Origin of the sequence: Paenibacillus sp. FSL R5-0908 (assembly GCF_038006245.1) — a bacterium.
Lineage (GTDB): Bacteria > Bacillota > Bacilli > Paenibacillales > Paenibacillaceae > Paenibacillus_AQ > Paenibacillus_AQ odorifer.
This window is the reverse complement of sequence record NZ_JBBOUV010000001.1, coordinates 1,275,834-1,297,060: the sequence shown is the minus strand read 5'-3', so window position 1 is coordinate 1,297,060 and position 21,227 is coordinate 1,275,834. Positions and strand designations below refer to the sequence as shown.

Annotated in this window: 18 protein-coding genes; 6 read left to right on the top strand and 12 right to left on the bottom strand. The window is 43.3% G+C overall.

All coding sequences use genetic code 11. From position 1 onward, the window contains the following. The first annotated feature begins 198 nt into the window (after positions 1–198). Together MKZ09_RS05755 and MKZ09_RS05750 are read left to right on the top strand one after the other, a co-directional pair. Positions 199–1,047, top strand: coding sequence for an AraC family transcriptional regulator (locus tag MKZ09_RS05755; RefSeq protein WP_038568967.1), 849 nt, complete (start codon positions 199–201; stop codon positions 1,045–1,047). Positions 1,048–1,141: 94 nt separating this feature from the next. After that, positions 1,142–2,131, top strand: a complete 990-nt coding sequence (locus tag MKZ09_RS05750) for an aldo/keto reductase (protein WP_305953789.1) — start codon at positions 1,142–1,144, stop codon at positions 2,129–2,131. A 100-nt stretch (positions 2,132–2,231) separates the two neighbouring features. Here MKZ09_RS05750 and MKZ09_RS05745 read toward each other — a convergent pair whose 3' ends face one another. The 5 genes from MKZ09_RS05745 to MKZ09_RS05725 all read right to left on the bottom strand — a co-directional run bounded on the left by MKZ09_RS05745 (position 2,232) and on the right by MKZ09_RS05725 (position 6,627). After that, on the bottom strand, positions 2,232–2,963 hold the full coding sequence (locus tag MKZ09_RS05745) for a ZIP family metal transporter (RefSeq protein ID WP_036676473.1): 732 nt from the start codon (positions 2,961–2,963) through the stop codon (positions 2,232–2,234). A gap of 181 nt (positions 2,964–3,144) precedes the next feature. After that, entirely contained in the window at positions 3,145–3,948 is an 804-nt protein-coding gene (gene phnE / locus MKZ09_RS05740) for a phosphonate ABC transporter, permease protein PhnE (protein ID WP_036676480.1), read from the bottom strand. Further along, on the bottom strand, positions 3,945–4,736 hold the full coding sequence (phnE, locus tag MKZ09_RS05735) for a phosphonate ABC transporter, permease protein PhnE (RefSeq protein ID WP_036676482.1): 792 nt from the start codon (positions 4,734–4,736) through the stop codon (positions 3,945–3,947). The genes phnE (MKZ09_RS05740) and phnE (MKZ09_RS05735) overlap by 4 nt, the downstream gene beginning before the upstream one ends. Position 4,737: 1 nt before the next feature. Continuing rightward, on the bottom strand, positions 4,738–5,520 hold the full coding sequence (phnC, locus tag MKZ09_RS05730) for a phosphonate ABC transporter ATP-binding protein (protein WP_076208520.1): 783 nt from the start codon (positions 5,518–5,520) through the stop codon (positions 4,738–4,740). A 129-nt stretch (positions 5,521–5,649) separates the two neighbouring features. Beyond that, positions 5,650–6,627 carry a phosphate/phosphite/phosphonate ABC transporter substrate-binding protein gene (locus MKZ09_RS05725; protein WP_038568963.1) on the bottom strand — a complete coding sequence of 326 codons (978 nt, stop codon included), beginning with the start codon at positions 6,625–6,627 and terminating at the stop codon, positions 5,650–5,652. A 177-nt stretch (positions 6,628–6,804) separates the two neighbouring features. On the opposite strand from MKZ09_RS05725, the gene MKZ09_RS05720 reads away from it, so the two are divergent. Then, entirely contained in the window at positions 6,805–8,382 is a 1,578-nt protein-coding gene (locus MKZ09_RS05720) for a bifunctional metallophosphatase/5'-nucleotidase (protein ID WP_076208521.1), read from the top strand. On the opposite strand, the gene MKZ09_RS05715 is transcribed toward MKZ09_RS05720, so the two are convergent. The 3 genes from MKZ09_RS05715 to MKZ09_RS05705 all read right to left on the bottom strand — a co-directional run bounded on the left by MKZ09_RS05715 (position 8,379) and on the right by MKZ09_RS05705 (position 12,048). After that, positions 8,379–10,148: a M3 family oligoendopeptidase gene (locus MKZ09_RS05715; RefSeq protein WP_076208522.1), complete on the bottom strand. Its 1,770-nt coding sequence runs from the start codon at positions 10,146–10,148 to the stop codon at positions 8,379–8,381. The two genes, MKZ09_RS05720 and MKZ09_RS05715, sit on opposite strands and share 4 nt — an antisense overlap. A 224-nt stretch (positions 10,149–10,372) precedes the next feature. Continuing rightward, positions 10,373–11,584 (bottom strand): MFS transporter, encoded by a 1,212-nt coding sequence (locus tag MKZ09_RS05710; RefSeq protein ID WP_038568957.1) that lies wholly within the window; start codon positions 11,582–11,584, stop codon positions 10,373–10,375. 11 nt (positions 11,585–11,595) lie between these two features. Continuing rightward, a complete protein-coding gene (locus MKZ09_RS05705; RefSeq protein WP_036676493.1) occupies positions 11,596–12,048 on the bottom strand; it encodes a MarR family winged helix-turn-helix transcriptional regulator in 453 nt (150 codons plus the stop codon). Positions 12,049–12,328: 280 nt separating this feature from the next. On the opposite strand from MKZ09_RS05705, the gene MKZ09_RS05700 reads away from it, so the two are divergent. Further along, on the top strand, positions 12,329–12,868 hold the full coding sequence (locus MKZ09_RS05700; RefSeq protein WP_036676495.1) for an NADPH-dependent FMN reductase: 540 nt from the start codon (positions 12,329–12,331) through the stop codon (positions 12,866–12,868). 188 nt (positions 12,869–13,056) lie between these two features. Beyond that, a complete protein-coding gene (locus MKZ09_RS05695; RefSeq protein WP_076208523.1) occupies positions 13,057–13,965 on the top strand; it encodes an EamA family transporter in 909 nt (302 codons plus the stop codon). 67 nt (positions 13,966–14,032) lie between these two features. On the opposite strand, the gene MKZ09_RS05690 is transcribed toward MKZ09_RS05695, so the two are convergent. The 4 genes from MKZ09_RS05690 to MKZ09_RS05675 form a co-directional block, all read right to left on the bottom strand. After that, a complete protein-coding gene (locus MKZ09_RS05690) occupies positions 14,033–14,638 on the bottom strand; it encodes a flavin reductase family protein (protein ID WP_076208524.1) in 606 nt (201 codons plus the stop codon). Between the two features lie 17 nt (positions 14,639–14,655). Beyond that, positions 14,656–15,633, bottom strand: a complete 978-nt coding sequence (locus MKZ09_RS05685) for a ring-cleaving dioxygenase (RefSeq protein ID WP_076208525.1) — start codon at positions 15,631–15,633, stop codon at positions 14,656–14,658. A 299-nt stretch (positions 15,634–15,932) separates the two neighbouring features. Beyond that, complete coding sequence (locus tag MKZ09_RS05680) at positions 15,933–17,141, bottom strand: MFS transporter (protein WP_036676501.1); 1,209 nt, start codon at positions 17,139–17,141, stop codon at positions 15,933–15,935. 142 nt (positions 17,142–17,283) lie between these two features. Continuing rightward, on the bottom strand, positions 17,284–19,866 hold the full coding sequence (locus MKZ09_RS05675) for an S-layer homology domain-containing protein (RefSeq protein ID WP_341040703.1): 2,583 nt from the start codon (positions 19,864–19,866) through the stop codon (positions 17,284–17,286). Between the two features lie 264 nt (positions 19,867–20,130). On the opposite strand from MKZ09_RS05675, the gene MKZ09_RS05670 reads away from it, so the two are divergent. Next, positions 20,131–21,108, top strand: a complete 978-nt coding sequence (locus tag MKZ09_RS05670) for a tRNA dihydrouridine synthase (protein WP_036676503.1) — start codon at positions 20,131–20,133, stop codon at positions 21,106–21,108. The last annotated feature ends 119 nt before the right edge of the window (positions 21,109–21,227 follow it).

Below are 21,227 nucleotides of genomic sequence, written 5' to 3'. Positions count from 1 at the left end.
CATTACCTCCTATTGATGTAGTTAGCTCATACGTTCAGCTTCATAGCTTACTTAACCAAACTGGACAAGGATAAACTACGATCTTTGAATTGCCTGCAATTCCGAGTTAATATTCCTTCTAAAATATGCTGTATAATAAAAGTAAGCGGGTACAACTACCCTAGATCAACTCTATAGAAGAAAGAGAAGGAATCATCCATGGCGATATTTAACTATAATTCTGAGCGTCCCTTCCGAGGCAATCCCGACTTGCATCTCCATTACTGGGGGCGGGAGCAGTGTCTTCCCGGGCATTTTTTTGGGCCTGGGGTCCGTGACGTATATAAGATACATTTTATCCATACAGGAACAGGTGAAGTTACTGTGGGTGAACAGACCCATTATCTTAAACCAGGACAAGCTTTTCTCACCTATCCGCATATCGTAACTGCCTACACAGCAGACATAGCAAATCCATGGACCTATTCTTGGGTAGCTTTTACCGGGGAGCAGGTTGATTATATTTTAGCCAAAACTGCCTTGTCACCTGAGCATCCGATCTTTCCAATGGATGAGCAGCTTATGCCTAATTTGTACGAGCTCCTGACACAAGCAGCTGAAGCTTCGGACAGCCTGGATCTACCTCTAAAAGCAATTATGTATGAGTTCTTCTCTCTGTTACTTCGAGCGGTGCCAGCAGTTCCAGATGTACTTCCTCTACCACGTCAAAAGAGTATTTACGTCGAGCAATGCCTGCACTTTTTGCATACACATTATTGTGAAAATATTTCGGTTGAGATGATGTCCTCTTCGCTCAAGCTGGATCGCAAATATTTATCCTCCTTGTTCAAACGGACAATAGGTATGCCACCACAGCAGTATCTATTAAATTTCCGCATCGCTAAGGCGTGCGAGCTGCTGACAGAGACCTTATGCACGATTGGTGAAATCTCACGTTCTGTGGGCTATCAGGACCCCTTACTCTTTTCGCGGATGTTCAAGAAGGTGAAAGGTTGTTCGCCAAAAGAATACCGTAGCCGTCATCTCGAAAATGACATTGTACTATAAACTTCTTCCTTGCTGACATACGTTTGTCCGCGATCTTTCGCTACAATAAGGACGTAACGTACTAAGTAATAAGTGTTTATAGGAGGAATAAATCATGTATAACGCAAGCGCTACCAGATATGACAATATGAAATATAATCGCACCGGAAAGAGCGGTCTACTCCTGCCAGCGATCTCGCTTGGTCTATGGCATAACTTTGGCGGCAACGACTTATTTGAGAATGGCCGCGCCATGGTAAGAAGAGCTTTTGATCTTGGAATCACTCATTTTGACCTTGCCAATAATTACGGTCCACCCGCAGGCTCCGCCGAAGAAAGCTTTGGCCAAATTCTTAAAAAGGATCTGACCCCTTATCGTGATGAGATGGTTATCTCGACTAAAGCTGGATATTATATGTGGGCTGGTCCTTATGGTGAATGGGGCTCCAAAAAATATCTCGTCTCCAGCCTAGATCAAAGCTTAAAACGTATGGGACTGGATTATGTTGATATTTTCTATCACCACCGCCCAGATCCAAATACACCGCTGGAAGAAACCATGGCTGCGCTGGACCTCGTGGTACGCCAAGGTAAAGCGCTGTATGTCGGGATTTCGAATTACGGACCTGAACAAACACGCGAAGCGGCACAAATTCTGCTTCGACTTGGCACGCCATGCCTGATTCATCAGCCAAACTATTCCATGATGTCCCGCTGGATTGAAGATGGCTTGCAGGATGTATTGTCTGAAGAAGGCATCGGCTCCATTGTGTTCTCCCCGCTACAAGGTGGCATACTGACCGATCGCTATCTCAACGGAATCGCTCCTGATTCCCGTGCCGCTGGCCCAAGTGTATTCCTGTCTGAGAATGCCATTACCGAAGAGGCGATCGGCAAGGTTCGCAAACTGAACGAGATTGCTGCTGCACGTGGACAAAAAATGTCTCAGCTAGCGTTATCTTGGGTACTCCGTGGAGGCAAAGTAACTTCTGCATTGATCGGCGCAAGTAAGGTAAGCCAGATTGAAGATGCCGTCGCTTCCTTAAATGCCCCAGAGCTTAGCGCTGAAGAGCTAGAGCAAATTGAGGCAATTCTGCGGGGATAATGCTTAGTTATAACAAGACAAAGACCAATGAGGTCAGGCAGCTTAAAGCTGCTCTGGCATTTCATTGGTCTTCTTTTTTATAGATTAGAGTTCTATTTGCTCACCCAAAAATCTGCGTGATGTACACCATGATCAATAATCCAAAAATAAACGAATACGTCGAAGGACGCTCATAACCATGGCCATGACTCTCCGGAATCAGCTCCTTGTAGACGATAAAGAGCATAGCTCCGGCTGCAAAAGCGAGACCATAACCCACAACATTATGCAGGTAACTGGCAGTAAAATACCCGATCACCGCAGATACCATCTCCATCAAACCGGTAAGCGTAACGATTCCTAAGGCTTTTAGCTTGCTTGTTCGCGAATTCATTAGAAAGACTGCAAGAATCAAACCTTCCGGCATATTCTGTGCGCCAATGGCAATCGCCACGGTAGGACCTAAACTGGCCTGTTCGCTGGCATAACTGAAACCTGTACTGAGGCCTTCTGGTATGTTGTGGATGAACAGCGCAATCATAACAAGCAGCGCTTTTGAATCCATATTGGTATAACCGGGCTTATTCTCCACATCGATATGCGGGATGTTATTTTCAATTAAATCAAGCAGCAGCACTCCGGTAATCAAGCCCAAGGTTAAAGCGATAATCCCCGATTCTTTGATCGACTGCGGCATGAGTCCAAACGTGGAGGCGGACACCATAATCCCCGCAGTGAAGGCTACGAGGATATCTTTCCACTTCTCGGATAACCTCTTCACGAACAGGATCGGAAATGCTCCAAGAACGGTAGCCATTGCCGATACAAAGCTGCCAATAAGCGCAGATTCCAAACCTTCAACTCCTTTGGTACAAGTCGGATAGACCAACATATGTTTCAGAAAAAATAATTATTACTTTTTCATACATTTTCGAATGGTCCAATATAGTATGGATCATATCATAAAAGACCTCCCCTAGGTTCGGTTCATACCCTAAGGAGGTCTTTGTCTCACATATCATTATGCAACTCGGTTACACCAGCTTCTTCCGGATCTTGCCGGAAATCAAATCAATAATTGTGATCATCGCAATGATACCTAGCAGTATAATCCCCACGCGATCCCAATTCCGTGAACTGAGCGCGAAGATTAACGGTGTGCCGATCCCCCCTGCTCCAATCACACCTAAAATCGTAGCCGAACGAACGTTAATTTCGAATCTATATAAGGTATAGGATAAGAATCCCGGCAGCACCTGCGGTAACACCGCAAACCACAATACCTGCATGCGGCTGGCACCAGAAGAAATTAAAGCTTCGAGTGGACCGTTGTCGATATTCTCAATCTCATCCGCGAACAATTTGCCGAGCATGCCCACCGAATGTAGTCCCAGAGCTAGCACACCTGCAAAAGAACCCGGTCCAACAGCCTTGATGAATAACAAAGCCATAATAATCTCAGGGAAGGTTCGTATAAAGCTCAACATCAGCTTGCCGGAACCTGAAATTACCTTTCCCTTGCTCATGTTAACTGCAGCCCAAAATGCAAAAGGAATACATAAAAAGGTCGAGATAAAAGTGCCTAGGATTGAAATAGCTAACGTCTCGAGCAATCCCCGCAGGAGATCCTCCCCATCTGGTAAATAAACGAAGGCCCAGTCAGGTGAGAATATCCCGGCAAAAATTGCTTTAGTAATGATCCCGGCGGTTTCTTTGAATCCATTAAACGGCACTCCCGAAAAAGCCCAAATATATAACGCGGCTAGGGCTACATAAATCAGCCAACGAAAACGGTTTTTACGGGGTTTAGGGACAAGGGTATTCCATGATTTACTCATATTAATTTCTCCCGCAGCTTAGTGCTTACATAATCAATAATCAGTACTACTGCTAATGTGAACAAGATGATGGTGCAAGTCTTATCGTATTCCAAAAAGCCTAGGGTGACTTCATAATAGTGGCCGATCCCACCCGCTCCTACCAGACCTAAAACCGCCGCAGCACGAACATTAATCTCGAAGGCATATAGGACATAAGACATAAAATGAGCCTGTACCTGTGGAATGACTCCGAACATAATGCGTTGAATCTTATTAGCCCCCACTGAAGTCATTGCTTCCAAAGGTCCTTGATCAATCGTCTCCATCGTTTCATAGGTAAGCTTGGCGATCAGCCCCAACGAAAATATCGTCAAAGCAAATATCCCAGGAAGCGCACCGAGGCCGAAAATGGCCACAAAGATAGAAGCCAACAGCAGATCGGGAATCGTGCGGATCAGGTTCAGCAGCATACGGACCGGATAATGAAGCCAACGGCTTTGCGTAATATTGCTTGCACACAACAGCGCAACCGGAACCGCTAGAATGGCACCAAACGTTGTGCCAACCAGCGCCATCCGGATCGTCTCCAGCATCGCATCTATAATGTTGTCAAAATACCCCCAGTTCGGGGGAAACATTTCCTTAAGCAAATCAAGCATATTCGGCAGACCGGAAATCAGCTCTCCGAAGGATGAATCGGTTAAGACAGCACTTCTCCACAGTAATACTACTAATATAATGGCTGTAAAATAATGTTTTATCTTTCTTGGCGGTTTGGGATGTAGCTTCTCTGCATTCACACTCATCTCACACGCCTCCGAGTACAGGCTCACCCAACAACTCATCCTGATGAATCGGTCTGCCGTAAATCTCCGCAAACCTCTCATCGGTTGCCTCTGATACAGGACCATCGAAGACAACCTCTCCTGCCCGGAGCCCGATAATCCGGGTAGCGTATTCTCTAGCCAGATCAATAAAATGCAAATTCACAATGGTCGTAATCCCGAGTTCCATATTAATCTTCTTTAGATCATCCATAACCTGCTTGGTTGTGAGCGGATCTAGTGAAGCTACAGGTTCATCTGCGAGGATAATCTGTGCCTCCTGCGCAAGAACACGGGCAATAGCTACACGTTGCTGCTGACCTCCAGATAGCTGATCTGCACGTGTATAGGCCTTCTCCGCGATATTTACCCGATCAAGGGATTCGAAGGCTAAATCGATATCCTTTTGTGGGAATCTGCCAAGTATCGTCCGCAGTGTGGAATGATAGCCCACCCGTCCTGCCAAAACATTACGAAGCACCGTCGTACGTTTCACTAAGTTGAAGCTTTGGAAGATCATTCCGATATTCCTACGGATCATTCGTAGCCGGCTTCCTTTTGAATTCGTAATGGACTGTCCGTTAATAAGAATATTACCTTCGGAAATATCATGAAGCCGGTTAATGGAACGCAGCAAGGTCGACTTCCCTGCTCCCGAAAGACCAACAATAGCTACAAATTCTCCGGCTGGAATGGTCAGGTTAATGTTGTTTAATCCTTTGGTTCCGTTTAGATACGTTTTGGATACATTACGAAGCTCTATCATGAAATCATCCCTTTATGTGTTTTCGTATATTCGTATAAAAGAGATAGCCAGATCCGGGGGGGAATCCGGAGCTGGCTATCCTTAATGCCTGTTATACACCAACATCGTTGTATCCTTGAACGGCCTGTTCTACTCTGTTTTTACTTTACTGTTGTATTCGCGAACAATGTCAAAGTTGCTGTCTTGTGATTTCACATAACCTTCATGAGAGTAAATGTCTTTGATAATCTCATGGCCTTCTGTGTCAGCTGCGATATCAATGAATGCCTGCTGGATTTTTTCAATCCATTCTTTATTCATATCTGAACGGACCGAAATCGTATCGTTAGGAATTTTATCAGTAAAGGCGAGAACTTGAGTATCTTCAAATACTTTTGGATAATCCTTAACGACCGTGTTCCGGGCATCTTGGAAAATAGCTGCTGCATCTACGTCACCATTCAGCACAGCAAGCACGCCTTGATCATGACCTTTAACCGTAATGGCTTGTACATCCTTCAGCGGATCAAGTCCCGCATCCATAAGCGTTGCAGCCGGCCATACAAATCCTGCAGAGGATGTAACGTTTTGATAGGCAATTTTTTTACCTTTCAAATCGGCAACCGATTTGATCGCAGAATCTTTCTTGACGATAATCATAGATTTATAGAAATCCGCTAATTCATCTGTTGGACCACCGGTTTCATCATTTACACCAAAACGTTGAGCCTGAAGAATAACCTCAGCTGCTCCTTTTTCTTTAGCTAACACGTAAGCAGTTGGAGGAAGGAAACCTACATCCACTTTTTTAGAGGCCATAGCTTCGATAACGGTGTTGTAATCAGTAGAGACACTTACTTCTACAGGAATACCGAGCTTGTCACCCAGTAATTTTTCAAGAGGTTTCGCTTTAGCTTCGAGCGTATCTGCATTTTGAGAAGGAACAAATTGTACAGTAAGCTTCTCTGGAACATAACCCTCTGCTACAGGAGCTGCCGTTTCCTTCGGTGCATTTGCCCCGTCCGTCGATCCTTGGTTTGCATTATTTGTAGTGTTGTTAGCGCCACAACCACTAAGCAATGTAATAGACATCATTAGCGGCAATACGAATTTACTGATTTTTCTCAAACGAAAGACCTCCACTGTTTTCTATTTTTATTTTTGAGTACTTCTAAACTATAGATGTGTTTTATTAAATCAATAGCAACCAAGCATCAAATATATGTAAAATTTATTCCAATCTCTTAAAGTTAGCAATTTATCTGCTAGAATGAGGTCTGAACTTATTATCAGGAGGGGCTACCTATGAATAAAGAGAATTCAATAACCTGTGAAATCCTCGTAACAAGTGATCTACATGGACATTTTGGGCCCGTCGATTACCGCACGGGGGAGAAACGACCAGCAGGCTTAGCAACAATTGCTACCCTCATTAAACAAGAAAGATCCCATACTCCTGAGCTGATCCTTATAGATAACGGCGATCTTATTCAAGGCACACCGTTAACTTATTATGCAGCTAAACATTATAGTAATGAGCTGAATCCGGGCATAGCTGCACTAAATGAATTGAAATATGACGCTGCAATTATTGGCAACCATGAATTCAATTTTGGCAAAACTCTGCTGAATAAAGCCGTTCAGGATTCCCGCTTTCCTTGGTTATCAGCTGGAATTATAGATAACACGACAAATCAACCCGCCTTTGGTAAACCCTATATCATCAAATGGGTAGATAAAATCAAAGTAGCCGTTCTAGGGGTTACGACGCATTACATCCCCCACTGGGAGAACCCTAGCCATATTGAAGGGCTTCAATTTGAGGATTCGCTAGAGACTGTAAAGCATTGGTGTGCCATTATACGGGCAGAAGAGCAGCCTGATCTGCTCGTTGTAGCATACCACGGCGGATTCGAACGCGATCTAAGCAGTGGAGAACCTGTAGAGAGACTAACGGGGGAGAATCAAGCCTACGCCATGTGTACAGAGGTAGAGGGCATAGATGTGCTAATTACCGGACATCAGCACCGCTCCATAGCTGGGGAGTTGAACGGTGTTACAATCATACAACCTGGTTGTAATGGACTTTCCCTCGGTAAAATTTCGGTTATTTTCCAAAAAGAAAATACACACTGGAAGATTCAGCGTAAACATGCCGAGCTCCTTAACGTTAATGAGACAACAGCTGCTGATGATATAATCCTAGAGCTGAACAGTACTCTTGAATCAGAAACACAAACCTGGCTGGATGAGAGAATAGGAACGGTTATCGGGGATCTGTCTATTTCCAGTGCTGATGAATGCCGCTTAGCTGACCACCCTTTTATAGAATTTATGAATAAGGTACAAATGGAGGCTACTGGCGTAGATATTTCTACAGCAGCCTTACTCAGTAACGATTGTAAGGGTTTCAGCGATACCATCACACGCAGAGACATTTTATCCAACTTCATATATCCCAACACCTTAACCGTCCTAAGACTGACAGGACAAGATATTAGAGAGGCCTTAGAACAAACTGCTAACTATTTCCAACAAGACGAGAACGGAATAATAGTCGTTAACCCCGCCTACAACGAGCCTAAACCGCAGCATTACAATTATGATATGTGGGAAGGAATACAATACGAGCTTGATACCGCTAGATCTGCAGGCGAAAGAGTCCTCCATCTGCTGTACCAAGGTCAGCCTATAGAGGACTCTAAAGAATATGAGGTTGTTATGAACAATTATAGAGCCAGCGGTGGCGGAGATTATGAGATGTATAAGGGTAAGCCGATTGTTCAAGAAATCATGATCGACATATCTGAAATTGTCACCGACTACATTGAAAAGCATGGCCAAATTGAAGCTACCTGTGACCATAATTGGAGAGTTGTTTAGGCTTTAGCGATGAACACCCCAATGTCGCTCTCTATCAGCTTCAACGCACTTCTCCAGAAGTCGACGGAGTGAACATCTAGATCCATTGTTGTTGCTACATCAACAATATTATGTTTGCTGGTATCCCTAAGGAACTGGCGATACTTAGGGGCGAACTCTTCGCCCCTCTTTAAATATTCCGCGTACAGTCCTTTAGAGAATAACAAACCAAAGGAATACGGGAAATTCAAAAATTCATTACTAGCCATAAAATATCCAGCTTTGTTCATCCACATGTACGGATGGATTGTACCCGGGTCAATGCCCTCACCATAGGCTTCCACCATACAGGCAATCATCAATTCATTTAGCGCTTGAACAGACAGCGGGCCTAATGCTCTTCTCTCATATAATTTGATCTCAAATAAATAACGGGCATAAAAGTCTACAAGATAATAACCGGCATCAGAAATACTTCTCTCCAGAATAAGCAGAGCTTCCTTCTCCGTTGAATTTGTAATTATGGCATGGTTCACTATCGTCTCACAAAAAATCGAAGCCGTTTCAGCAATCGGAATCGGGTAATCCGTATTCAGCATCGTTTCATTAGCCAGACAGGAGCTATGATAGGCATGGCCGAGCTCATGGGCAAGGATACTAATATCTATGGCATTTCCGGTGAACTGGGTCATAATTCTGCTCTCGCCAATCGGGAAAATATCGATGCAAAATCCATAACCCCCTTTGCCTGATCTAGGTTCTGCATCAACCCATTGCTGATCAAAAGCCTTCTGAGCAAAACAAGCCAGTTCCTCACTAAAGGTTGCGAAGCTCGCGATGATTGTATCTTTGGCGTTAGCGTATGTAATTTTCCCGTTTTCTACACCGACTGGTGCAAAAATATCGTAAAAAGGCAGCTTTGCCGGATGTCCCAGCAACTCGGCTTTCTTTTGATAATAGGTATGAAAGGCTGGCAGGCTCTCCCGAAGAGCAGTGAGCATAGCGGCTAAAGTCTCACTGTCCATTCTCGAAGCGATTAACACTTTTTCCAGCGAAGATTGATAACCCCGCATGCCATAAATCGTCAGCGCCTCACCACTAATGCCATTTAAGCTGGCTGCGCAGACCTCAGCAATAAGACTACAGGCTTCTGCCTCTGCTTCATAAGCAGCTTTTCTTAAGCTGGCATTATTCTCATAAGCCATACTTCTTAGCTCCGCAAGCGTCACTTGTCTAGTTTCCCCATCCACCACTAAATCTGCAAGTGTACTTGAAGTCCTCTCCATATACAGTCTGCTCCATGCTTTGGATCCTGTACTCTGCATTTTGGCTATAGCCATTTCAAGTTCTTCGCTTAACTCATAGCGGGATTGTAACAGGAGTTCTCGCAAATAAAATTGATGCTCCATTAGATAAGGGGAGCTAACGATAAGCTCATCCATATGATCACAAGTGCTAAACCAGCGCTTAAAAGCCACAACTACCCCAATGATTTCTGAATTGGCCTCCTCAATATCATCAGCAAGATTCATGGCTTCCTCGCAGCCACGATCTGCGCTGAGTGTTAACTCTGCATAAGCTAACAAGCATACATATATGCTTTTATAATCATTATAAATTCTTAAAAAGCCCTCCACAGGCATGGCTGTAACGTCTTTTACATTCAAATGGTGCTTAGCCCACCGCTTTAAATCTTGTACATGCTGGCCCAGTAGCTTGCGATCCCTTTTTAACTGCTCCGATTCAAGGGAAGGATATAAACTATCTAAGTTCCATGTCATATTCATCCGCAAATCTCTCCCCCTTCGATTCCTATTCTTCTAAGCATAATCCATCCTGCCAGAAAAGTGCATCGAAATAATGTACTTCTTCTCTTCATACACAAAAAAAGGACCCTGCCAACGTCCGGCAGGGTCAAAGTCTATATTATAAGGGGGTTATGTGATTACTATAACCCTCTTAGCTTAAAATAATATGAATAGTAGATAAAGATTGGCTTAATCTCCGAACCCTATTGACTTAAGGTTGAAGGATTCACTCTAGCCTTGTTAATCTGAATTCCCACATACACGATAAGGAACAACACCATAAACCCAGCCGAATAACGATACATTATCCCATAATCAGTTGCTGCCGAGATTGCCCCCAGAATAATGGCTCCGCTGGCTACACCCAAATCCGTTGAGTTATAAAACATACTGTTGGCCATACCATATTGTGCAGGTGTTGAGGTGCGAAGCATCCAAGCCTGGATCGTTGGCTGAATAGCGCCGAAACCAAGTCCATATAGCAGTGCAGAAACGATGAGCATTGGCATAGAGGTCGTATAAGAAAGCACAGTTAAGCTTGCAACGACGCAAACCGCCGCCGGGATTAGGACAGAAGCTGGTCCTCTTTTATCAAATAATCTGCCGGAGATAGGTCTTATAATGATGATCGTAACCGCATTAAATAAAAAGAACAGACCCACTTGCTCCAGATGAACTGATTCGCCGAATAAAGCGATAAAGCTTAACAATCCCCCGTAGGTAATTGCCAACATGACATTCAGAATGGCAGGCAATACTAACTTTGTATTAAACGGAACCTTGAGAGGTTTGGTGGATTCGCTTTGAGTTGGGGTTGGCTGTTTTTTCGGTTGTGCAGGAAGTGAACGAGAAAATAAAAGTACTGGAAAGGCAAGAAGTAAGGTTACCATACCAATCATAGCCAGTGTTCCAAAACCCGATTGTTTCATCACATTTAAGCCAATCATCGGACCGATCGACATCGCCAGGCTGGTAGATAAACCGAAATAACCTATCCCTTCACCCATTCTTTTGCTCGGAATAATCTGCGAAACAATCGTTGGAATAATCGTGCTGGCAATCCCGAATCCAATCCCATAGCCCACACGCATCAGCAGCAGCGAGCCAATGGAATCTGCTACAACATAAAGGCCGGTTATAGCGGCGGCAATTGCTAAGCCAATATATAATAATACATTGCGGCTAACCTTCCGCATCAGAAAAGCGGTCATAAAACGTGAAGCGATCGCAGTTAATGCAAAGACGCTGGTAACGAGGCTGACCATAATATCTCCGGCCTGAAATTCGCTTTTTACGTAAGACGGAAATGAAGATAACAACATCTGTAAATTCATAAATAAAAATAAAGCACTAATCGTTAAAGCAATAAAAGATTTGGTCCATAATTTCGTACGTAGTTCTTGTTGTTCTAACATAACTTGCCTTCCTACTCTCCATCTGTTATTTGATCTACATGATTGTTTATTCTTAGCAGCAATTCCATGAGCAACTCATATTCCTTACTAGAAATACAGTTCATAATCTCTTCTGTCACCTTATCTTCAATAGGAACGGTTTCCTTCACCAGAGACCTTCCTTTTTCTGTGATATAGACTTTAAAAGAACGCCGATCGTTTTCACCGGTTCTTTTGTAGATCAGTCCCTTTCCTTCCAAATGATCCAGAATTCGCGTTGTAGTTGGCTTATCCTTACCAGAGCGCTTAGCGATGTCCTTCTGAATCAGACCTTCCGTTCTGTCAATATGAAAAAGGACTGACCATTGCTCCGGTGTTATATCATGTTCTTTCAGCCCACTTTGAAATAACATGCTTAATTTACGATAAGTCGTGCCCATCATAAATCCTAACGTAAGCTCGGATTGGTTATGCTTTGTCGTCATGATCGTATCCCTTCTCAATTAACACTATTTTAATAGTTGCTTAAACAATTATATTCCTAACAACTAATTTTGTAAAGGTGAAGCAAAGCTATAAACTAACTATTATAAAGTTGCTTGACAAAGCACACTATGTGCGGTATTATTATCTCATCTTAAAGATACTTAACTTAAAGACAACCAGAGTTTACTACTCTTGAGATAATAATTTTAAAAGGTTGTGTACTTCATGGGATTCCTAGACAAACTATTTGGTAGAACAAAAATTGAGGAGGAACAAACAATGTCAAAATTAAACATCGGTATTATTCTCGGAAGTACTCGTCAAGGTCGTTTAAGCCCGCAAGTAGGAGAATGGGTTAAAAAGATTGCGGATGCACGCGGGGATGCTAATTATGAGATCATAGATATTGCAGACTTCAAGCTTCCACTATTGGGTGAGGCTGATGCAACTGAACAAGCAACAGCTTGGAACACTAAACTTGCTACACTAGACGGTTTCGTATTTATCGTACAAGAATATAACCACAGTATTTCTGCATCACTGAAAAATGCGCTCGATTATGCCCGTGAAGCTTGGAATAATAAAGCAGCAGGTATCGTAAGTTATGGTTCCGTAGGGGGCGCTCGTGCAGCTGAACATCTACGCGGAATCTTGGGAGAACTATCGGTAGCAGACGTTCGTGTACACCCTGCGTTGTCACTGTTCACTGATTTCGAGAACGGAACTGTGTTCAAACCAGCGGATCTTCATCTTACCAATCTTAATGGGATGCTGGATCAAGTCTTGGCTTGGAGTGGCGCATTGAAAACTCTACGTTAAGATAGAACGCCTTCCCCCTCTGTTATGTTATGAAGTACACCCTTTAGAATAGACTTTCGATAAACCTATGGTTTGTCCGGTCGCTTCTAGAGGGTGTATTTTTTATGTGTGACGAAATGAGCACCCTGTGTAGAATCTAATCTGGTATAATCGGCGGGGATTTTAAATTACATCAAGGAGCAATGATCATGTGGTTTATGTTTGCATTATTAACGGCCTTCGCTTGGGGAGGGGCTGACTTATTTTATAAAAAGGGGACCGATAGTCAGGATCGGTATAGCCATATTAAGATTGTCATTATCGTGGGGATAGTCATGGGTATTCACGCAACAGCTTATATGCTCATTCAAGGATTAACCTTTGATCCTATAGACTTAATCCGATATTTCCCTGTGTCTGCACTCTATATCCTGTCGATGGCAGTTGGTTATATTGGACTTAGATATATTGAGTTATCCATTGCCTCCCCCGTACAAAATTCATCAGGCGCTGTAACGACGATATTATTATTTATCTTTTTCACCCATGAGCTAGGGGCGCTTGAAATCGTTGGTGTTGCCGTTATCACCTTAGGCATTATCGGGATCGCCATCTTGGAAAAGAGAGCAGAACACCAAGCGCTTCAAAACAGCACCACACAGATTGATAAAAAATATCAGATTGGCGTGATCGCCATCATTTTTCCAATCCTATACTGCCTAATCGATGGACTTGGCACCTTTGCCGATGCTATTTATTTGGATGAACTCAGCCTGATTAGCGAAAAAGCAGCTCTGCTCGCGTATGAATACACCTTCTTTATATGTGCCATCTTGTCTTTTACATACCTGAAATTTTTTAAAAAGGTAAAGTTCAACCTATTTAAAGAACGGGATAAGGGCTTCGCAGCCATTCTGGAAACGACCGGACAATTCTTCTACGTATTTGCTATGTCCAGCAACGCCATTATCGCGGCACCACTTATTGCTTCATACAGCATTTTTTCCGTAATATTATCGCGCATCTTCCTCAAAGAAAAACTAAGCAAGGCACAATATACCGTTATTATCGTTGTGATTCTAGGGATTGCCTTGTTGGGGGTTGCGGACGAGCTGTAGCTTCGGTACACAAAAAGACCTGCTAAGTAGGCTTCATTGCTTACTAGCAGGTCTATTCTATAGTTGCTTATTCCGGCCTATCTATTGTAAAAATCTCTCCAAGAGTTGCGTAATTATTTCCCGCCAAGCGGCTCACAGCGTTTAGAACTCTCGGGTCAATGTGCCCCTCCTGATAGATCGATTCATCGATATGGAATTGAACAATTTCGCCAATAAACAAGTCACTCCCAGGTTCTTCACCCCCTAGAGGGATTGCTTGAACAAGCTTGCACTCCATCCGCACCTTCGCTTCCAAAACGCCAGGCACAGAAACACTTGTACTTTGAATCGGTGTAAGATTCGCCAATTCAATTTCACTTTCAGAAGCAGGTAATGTGGCTGCAGTCTGATTGATCTTCGCAACATTCTCCTCATCTACAATATGCACAACAAACTGTTGATTATCGTAAATATTACGGGCTGTATCTTTTAAACGGCCTGCTGGTCTTTGAATAGCCAATGAAACCATTGGAGGATTAGAAGAAACGATATTAAAATAGCTAAAAGGTGCACCATTTAAGAGACCCTCTTCTGATTGTGTTGTGACAAAGGCTATAGGTCTAGGAATAATAGTGCCAATTAATAATTTGTAATTTTCCCGCTCACTGTTGTGCTTTGGATCAATTGAAATCAATTTCCTCAGCCCCTTCTTCACTCTTTCACAAAGTCGATCGTACTTCTAACGGTATCAATAGGACGGACTAACTTCTCAATTTGCTCACGTTTAGGTTCCAAGAAAGGTGGCAAAGAAAGCTTCTCGCCAACGGTTTCATATTCCTCATCTCCCATAAATCCAGGCCCGTCAGTGGCAAGCTCAAACAATATTTGTGGTGCAACACGTGTATACAACGACTCGAAGAAGTGACGATCTACATATCCTGAAGTTTGGAATCCAAAGCCTTCAAAACGCTCTGTCCACTCGTCCAGCATCGCACGATCCTCTACACGGAATGCAGCATGGTGAACAGTCCCAAAACCTTGACGTGAATTCGGTAAGAACTCGTTATGCTCTACAATAATTTGTGCACCGTTTCCGCCTTCGCCAACTTCAAATAAATGATACGTCTCTTCCTGAGCAATTTCTTTAAACAACATCACTTTCTCCAATACTTCTTTGAAGTAGCTGAAGTCAGCAATTCGTACAAAGATCGGTCCCAAGCCCGTTATTGCATACTCCAAAGGGATAGGCCCTTTTTGCCACGGTGTACCTGATACGACACCTTTATTCAATTCATCTGAAATAAGTTGATACTGTTGATCATCGAAATCTACGAAGGATAATTTCTTTTTGCCGAATTGCTCTTTAATGCCGGTATGCTTCACTGCAAGCCGATCAAAACGCTTAACCCAGTAGTCTAATGCAGCATCTGTTGGTACCCGGAAGGATGTCTTCGCAATCTCGTTAGTTCCATGAACCCCTTTAGGGATGTTAGGAAAATCAAAGAAGGTCATGTCTGTTCCGGCGCTGCCCTTATCATCTGCAAAAAACAAATGATACGTCTGAATATCATCTTGATTAACTGTTTTCTTCACTAGACGCATACCTAACACGTAAGTAAAAAACTCGTAATTTTTCTCTGCGCTGCTTGTGATGGCTGTAACGTGGTGAATCCCTTTTAAGTTTCTCATTGTTATACACTCCTAATGTTTAGTTGATTTTGACTCGTAATATAATTCCCAAGAACAAGAAGGTTTAGTTTAATTATCTTAATGTTAAGATATCACTTAAAAAAAAGATCTTTTTCTACTGTACAAGCTCTTTGGTGGATAGTATCGAGATTTTTTATCTTCACTTTAAATATCTTTAACTTAAGATAAGTTTAGCACTGAATCTGTAGGAAGTCAACGCTTTGAAGCTTATCATATAAAAAAAGCTCCACACAAGTTCAATGAACTCGTATGAAGCCGGGATATTTTATATCATCTCATTAGGTTAAGTTATGATGCTGAGTGATGACCGCTGCTTGGCTTTGATGATCCATCTTATAACATATCAACGTAATCACACAGGCCAATATCGCCAGGATGGCAGCTGCTACAGGAAGAGAGATTAATCCTCCATGCCCGGCAACCACTCCACCGATCGCGGACCCGCCTGCAATTCCCAGGTTTGAGGCTACTGGATTCAATGAGGCAGCAAGATCCTTCGTTTTTGGTGAGAACTGCTTAGCTAAGTCAATCAAATAGAGCTGAGCAGGGGCGCTCACAATACTCGACATCATGGCTAGAGCCATTAGCACAATCATTCCAAGAATGGAAACAGATGCGGTCATACTAAAGATAACATAGACCACAGCTTGGATAAGGAACACGAATCTCAGCTTACTAACCGCATTCCCGGTCGCAACCTTGCCACCAATCCAGTTGCTGACAATCGTGGCAATTCCGTATACAAACAGCACACCGCTAACCGAGCTTTTAGGAACGTTCATGACTTGCTCCAGAATAGGTGTAATGTAAGTATACATCACAAATACGGCTCCCACTGCCGTAACCGGAATGAGAAATGCAAGAATAATGCGGCCGTTTGTGAGCAATCCGATCTGATCCTTGAGTGAGCTAGGCACAGGTTTCGGTAATTGGCGTGGAATATAGATATAATTTAGGACTATGGCAACTCCAGCTAATATCCCATTCAGAACAAACGCTGCTGGCCAATTAAAAAACTGCCCGACGAAAGTACCGATCGGCACACCAAAAACATTCGCAATAGCAAAACCACTCAAAATTGTAGCAATCGCTTTGCCTCTCTTCTCCTGATCAACCGCTTCATTCGCTACCGTAATGGCTACAGAAAGAACAAAGCCACATAGTATGGCAGTAACTATTCTAGTCACCAGCAGCATACTGTAAGTTCCAGTTACAGCACTCCACAAATTTAGCAGTAAAATCAATACAAGTGATACAAGAATCGTAATCCGTTTCGGAACACGGCTGCACAAGGACATCATAATTGGTGTGCCAATGGCATAAGAAATCGCGAAGCCAGATACCAATCCCCCGGCTGTCGCAAGCGTAACTCCGAGGCTTGAGGATATTTCAGAGAGTAAACCAACAATAATATACTCCGTCGTACCCAGAATAAAAGCCATAAAAGTAAACGAGAAAATCAATGCGTTCTGACGTGTTGTTTTCATGGTGCTCTCCATCCTGTTTATCTCTATTTTTATATGAACATACCTTACTCATAATACTCATTTAGACTATATTGAGCAATCCTATTTTTCATAAAAAAAGAAGCTTCCCACAAGTTCAAAGAACTCATGAGAAGCTTCTAGTTTAAGCCGGTGGCAAAATAATTAAGGTAATGACTCGTTCCTCGGAATAAGATCTGGCTGTTCCAGGTCCATCCGCATCTGCTTTGAACTTAATGAGATAGGTCCCGGGTGCCGGCATCACTTTATTGTGAAGTTCAAAAGCAATATCCGAAACACCTATGTTACTTCCTGTGAAAGTTAACGTATGCCCATTATTGCTAATTTGATCACTCGTCGGATGTGTCCATCCACTAATGGTATAATAGTCGTTTGTGGTAAAGGTAATGCCTTCCATCGTTACCTGAATTTCAGCATTCGTAAAGCTTTCTCCGGAGAAAAAGTCGAAGCGAATGCGCGATTGTGTAGAACCCGTTATCAGTTGTTTTGTTTTTGAACCGCCGCCTCCGTCAAAGCCATATATAGAGCTAGTAACCGTAGGTGTGGTCAGAACACCATTAACAAGCTCAATCGTAACCGCATGTGCAGCGTTCTTCGCTGATTCATTATTGGATGAATCCTTAGCGGTAATCACGAAAGTATACGCTCCTGCGGTTAGATCCCCAATATTGGCCGCACTCACAGATCCGTCTGCTGCACTGGTGCCTAATTCGATGGCTGTTCCTAATTCATCGGCATCTACTTCACCGTTCTCATTCGCATCCGTCCACAAGTAGGCTTGTACCGCTGCTCCTTGCTCCCCGATGGCTCCCGCTAACCCGCGAAGCTGATCTTGTGTCCCGTTGTAGTTGTCGATCGCCTCGAACTTGGCTGCGTCCACTACTGGTGCACTCGTATCCGGAACCTCGTTTTTGCTCAAGGTCACCGTAACCGCATGTGCAGCGTTCTTCGCTGATTCATTATTGGATGAATCCTTAGCGGTAATCACGAAAGTATACGTTCCTGCGGTCAGATCCCCAATATTGGCCGCACTCACAGATCCGTCTGCTTCACTGGTGCCTAAACCGATGGCTGTTCCTAACTCATCGGCATCTACTTCACCGTTCTCATTCGCATCCGTCCACAAGTAGGCTTGTACCGCTGCTCCTTTCTCGCCGATGGCTCCCGCTAACCCGCGAAGCTGATCTTGTGTCCCGTTGTAGTTGTCGATCGCCTCGAACTTGGCTGCGTCCACTACTGGTGCACTCGTATCCGGAACTTCGTTTTTGCTCAAGGTCACCGTAACCGCATGTGCAGCGTTCTTCGCTGATTCATTATTGGATGAATCCTTAGCGGTAATCACGAAAGTATACGTTCCTGCGGTCAGATCCCCAATATTAGCCGCACTCACAGATCCGTCTGCTGCACTGGTGCCTAATGTGATGGCTGTTCCCAATTCGTCGGCATCTACTTCACCGTTCTCATTCGCATCCGTCCACAGGTAGGCTTGTACCGCTGCTCCTTGCTCCCCGATAGCTCCCGCTAACCCGCGAAGCTGATCTTGTGTCCCGTTGTAGTTGTCGATCGCCTCGAACTTGGCTGCGTCCACTACTGGTGCACTCGTATCCGGAACTTCGTTTTTGCTCAAGGTCACCGTAACCGCATGTGCAGCGTTCTTCGCTGATTCATTATTGGATGAATCCTTAGCGGTAATCACGAAAGTATACGCTCCTGCGGTTAGATCCCCAATATTGGCCGCACTCACAGATCCGTCTGCTGCACTGGTGCCTAATTCGATGGCTGTTCCTAATTCATCGGCATCTACTTCACCGTTCTCATTCGCATCCGTCCACAAGTAGGCTTGTACCGCTGCTCCTTGCTCCCCGATGGCTCCCGCTAACCCGCGAAGCTGATCTTGTGTCCCGTTGTAGTTGTCGATCGCCTCGAACTTGGTACTTTCAACCACAGGTGCATTTGAATCTGAATTACTGCTATGCTCACTTTGCGAAGACGAAGACCCTCCAACAACAGGAGTAGGCACTGTTACCGGCTCTTTACTCGGTTGAGCAGTTGGGGTGGAAGCGGGCTGCTCAGTGTTTCCGTTCTCCTTAAACTTCAGAAACTTAGAAGCTACTAGAGCTACGGCCTGACGATCTACTTTGGCATCAGGATTAAAAAAATTATTATATCCGGTAATCAATCCATATTCCACAGCGGCAGCTATAGAATCCTTAGAATAATCAGCAATTTGGCTACTATCAGCAAATTGCAAAGTTCCAGCTTTACCCGTAGGATTAACTCCCAATGCTCTCACGAACATGACGACCATATCCTGACGTGATAAATTTTGCCCCGTACCGAAAAGATTACTGCCTGTACCCTTAATCAATCCGGCTTTGACAGCCGCCTCCACATAGCTGTATGCGTAGTTACTTGTGGGAACGTCCAGAAAGGTTGGCAGTGCAGGAGGGTTCGAAACATCCAGCTTTAATGTCTTTGCTAAAATAATTGCAAAATCCTGCCTTGTAATATTCGACGTAGGATAGAACTTACTCTCTCCAACACCGGTCACTATCCCCTGATCGAATAGCTCAACAATCGCTTTCTTTGCATATGAGCCATCAATATCAATAAAGGAAGCAGCTGCCGATCCTTTGGTCGGCATAATGATAGGGCTTGATAATACAGCAGCAGCCAATATAGAGCTTATCCATTGCTTTTTGTTCACTTGCTTATCCCCCTGTTCTTTGGATGCGTTATGTCGTTTGTCTATAATCGATTCGTTAACACGATTCGACTTTATATTACAAACTTTTCATCTACAGGATTATAACAAGTATCAATAAACAGATTATAAACAAATAGCCATGGACGAACATTCTCATATCATTGATTCTGTGCATCAAACGAGAAAAAATGATACTATGTATGATGGGTATAGGACTTTGCTATCCTTATATCGTTTTTATATATTACAACAAGAGGAGATAATATGAGTAACGAACAAAACTTTTGGCTTGATTTACCGAAGCCGTTTTTTATATTAGCACCCATGGAAGATGTCACAGATGTTGTATTTCGTCACGTCGTTAGTGAAGCTGCAAAACCCGACGTATTTTTCACAGAATTCACAAATACAGAAAGCTATTGTCACCCTGTAGGAAAAGACAGCGTACGTGGTCGATTAACGTTCACAGAAGATGAGCAACCGATTGTCGCTCATATTTGGGGTGATAAACCCGTATTTTTTGAACAGATGAGCATTGATATGAAAAAACTTGGTTTTCGTGGTATCGATTTAAACATGGGATGCCCGGCACAAAACGTCGCTTCGAATGGAAAAGGTGCTGGATTAATAAAACATCCTGAAGTAGCAGCAGAAATTATTCAAGCAGCAAAAGCAGGTGGATTGCCGGTTAGTGTTAAAACAAGATTGGGTTACTCTGATGTTGACGAGTGGCGCGATTGGCTAGGACATATATTGAAACAAGATATTGCGAACCTTTCCATTCACCTTCGTACAAAAAAAGAGATGAGTAAAGTAGAGGCACACTGGGAACTAATCCCTGAAATAAAAAAATTGCGCGATGAAATTGCTCCAAATACGTTGTTAACTATTAATGGAGATATTCCTGACCGCGCAACAGGATTAAAATTAGTAGAACAATACGGCGTTGATGGAGTCATGATTGGCCGCGGTATTTTCACCAATCCATTTGCCTTTGAAAAAGAACCTAAAGAACACAGCGCGAAGGATTTTCTCAATTTACTTCTTTTACAGTTGGATCTTCACGATAAATATTCAAATGAACTTGAGCCACGTTTATTTAAACCACTTCTTCGCTTTTTCAAAATCTATGTTCGTGGATTTAGAGGCGCAGGTGAACTAAGAAACCAATTAATGGATACAAGATCAACTGATGAAGTACGTCGGTTAGTAAAAACTGTTTTAGAGCAAGAATTAGATTAAATTATACCCACAAAAAAATGAGAGACCTCTCAAAAGTTCAATGAACTTATGAAAGGTCTCTCATTTTTGTACTATGTGGTCAAATGGTGTTTCCTCTCAAGGAAACTCATCATCGAATT

Excerpts from the sequence above, each read along its gene's own strand:
- MKZ09_RS05680 (WP_036676501.1), bottom strand. The coding sequence starts at position 17,141 with ATGAAAACAACACGTCAGAACGCATTGATTTTCTCGTTTACTTTTATG.
- MKZ09_RS05750 (WP_305953789.1), top strand. The coding sequence starts at position 1,142 with ATGTATAACGCAAGCGCTACCAGATATGACAATATGAAATATAATCGC.
- MKZ09_RS05705 (WP_036676493.1), bottom strand. The coding sequence starts at position 12,048 with ATGACGACAAAGCATAACCAATCCGAGCTTACGTTAGGATTTATGATG.
- phnE (WP_036676480.1), bottom strand. The coding sequence starts at position 3,948 with ATGAGTAAATCATGGAATACCCTTGTCCCTAAACCCCGTAAAAACCGT.
- MKZ09_RS05710 (WP_038568957.1), bottom strand. The coding sequence starts at position 11,584 with ATGTTAGAACAACAAGAACTACGTACGAAATTATGGACCAAATCTTTT.
- MKZ09_RS05685 (WP_076208525.1), bottom strand. The coding sequence starts at position 15,633 with ATGAGAAACTTAAAAGGGATTCACCACGTTACAGCCATCACAAGCAGC.
- MKZ09_RS05720 (WP_076208521.1), top strand. The coding sequence starts at position 6,805 with ATGAATAAAGAGAATTCAATAACCTGTGAAATCCTCGTAACAAGTGAT.
- MKZ09_RS05670 (WP_036676503.1), top strand. The coding sequence starts at position 20,131 with ATGAGTAACGAACAAAACTTTTGGCTTGATTTACCGAAGCCGTTTTTT.
- phnE (WP_036676482.1), bottom strand. The coding sequence starts at position 4,736 with ATGAGTGTGAATGCAGAGAAGCTACATCCCAAACCGCCAAGAAAGATA.
- MKZ09_RS05695 (WP_076208523.1), top strand. The coding sequence starts at position 13,057 with ATGTGGTTTATGTTTGCATTATTAACGGCCTTCGCTTGGGGAGGGGCT.
- phnC (WP_076208520.1), bottom strand. The coding sequence starts at position 5,520 with ATGATAGAGCTTCGTAATGTATCCAAAACGTATCTAAACGGAACCAAA.
- MKZ09_RS05715 (WP_076208522.1), bottom strand. The coding sequence starts at position 10,148 with ATGAATATGACATGGAACTTAGATAGTTTATATCCTTCCCTTGAATCG.
- MKZ09_RS05700 (WP_036676495.1), top strand. The coding sequence starts at position 12,329 with ATGTCAAAATTAAACATCGGTATTATTCTCGGAAGTACTCGTCAAGGT.
- MKZ09_RS05755 (WP_038568967.1), top strand. The coding sequence starts at position 199 with ATGGCGATATTTAACTATAATTCTGAGCGTCCCTTCCGAGGCAATCCC.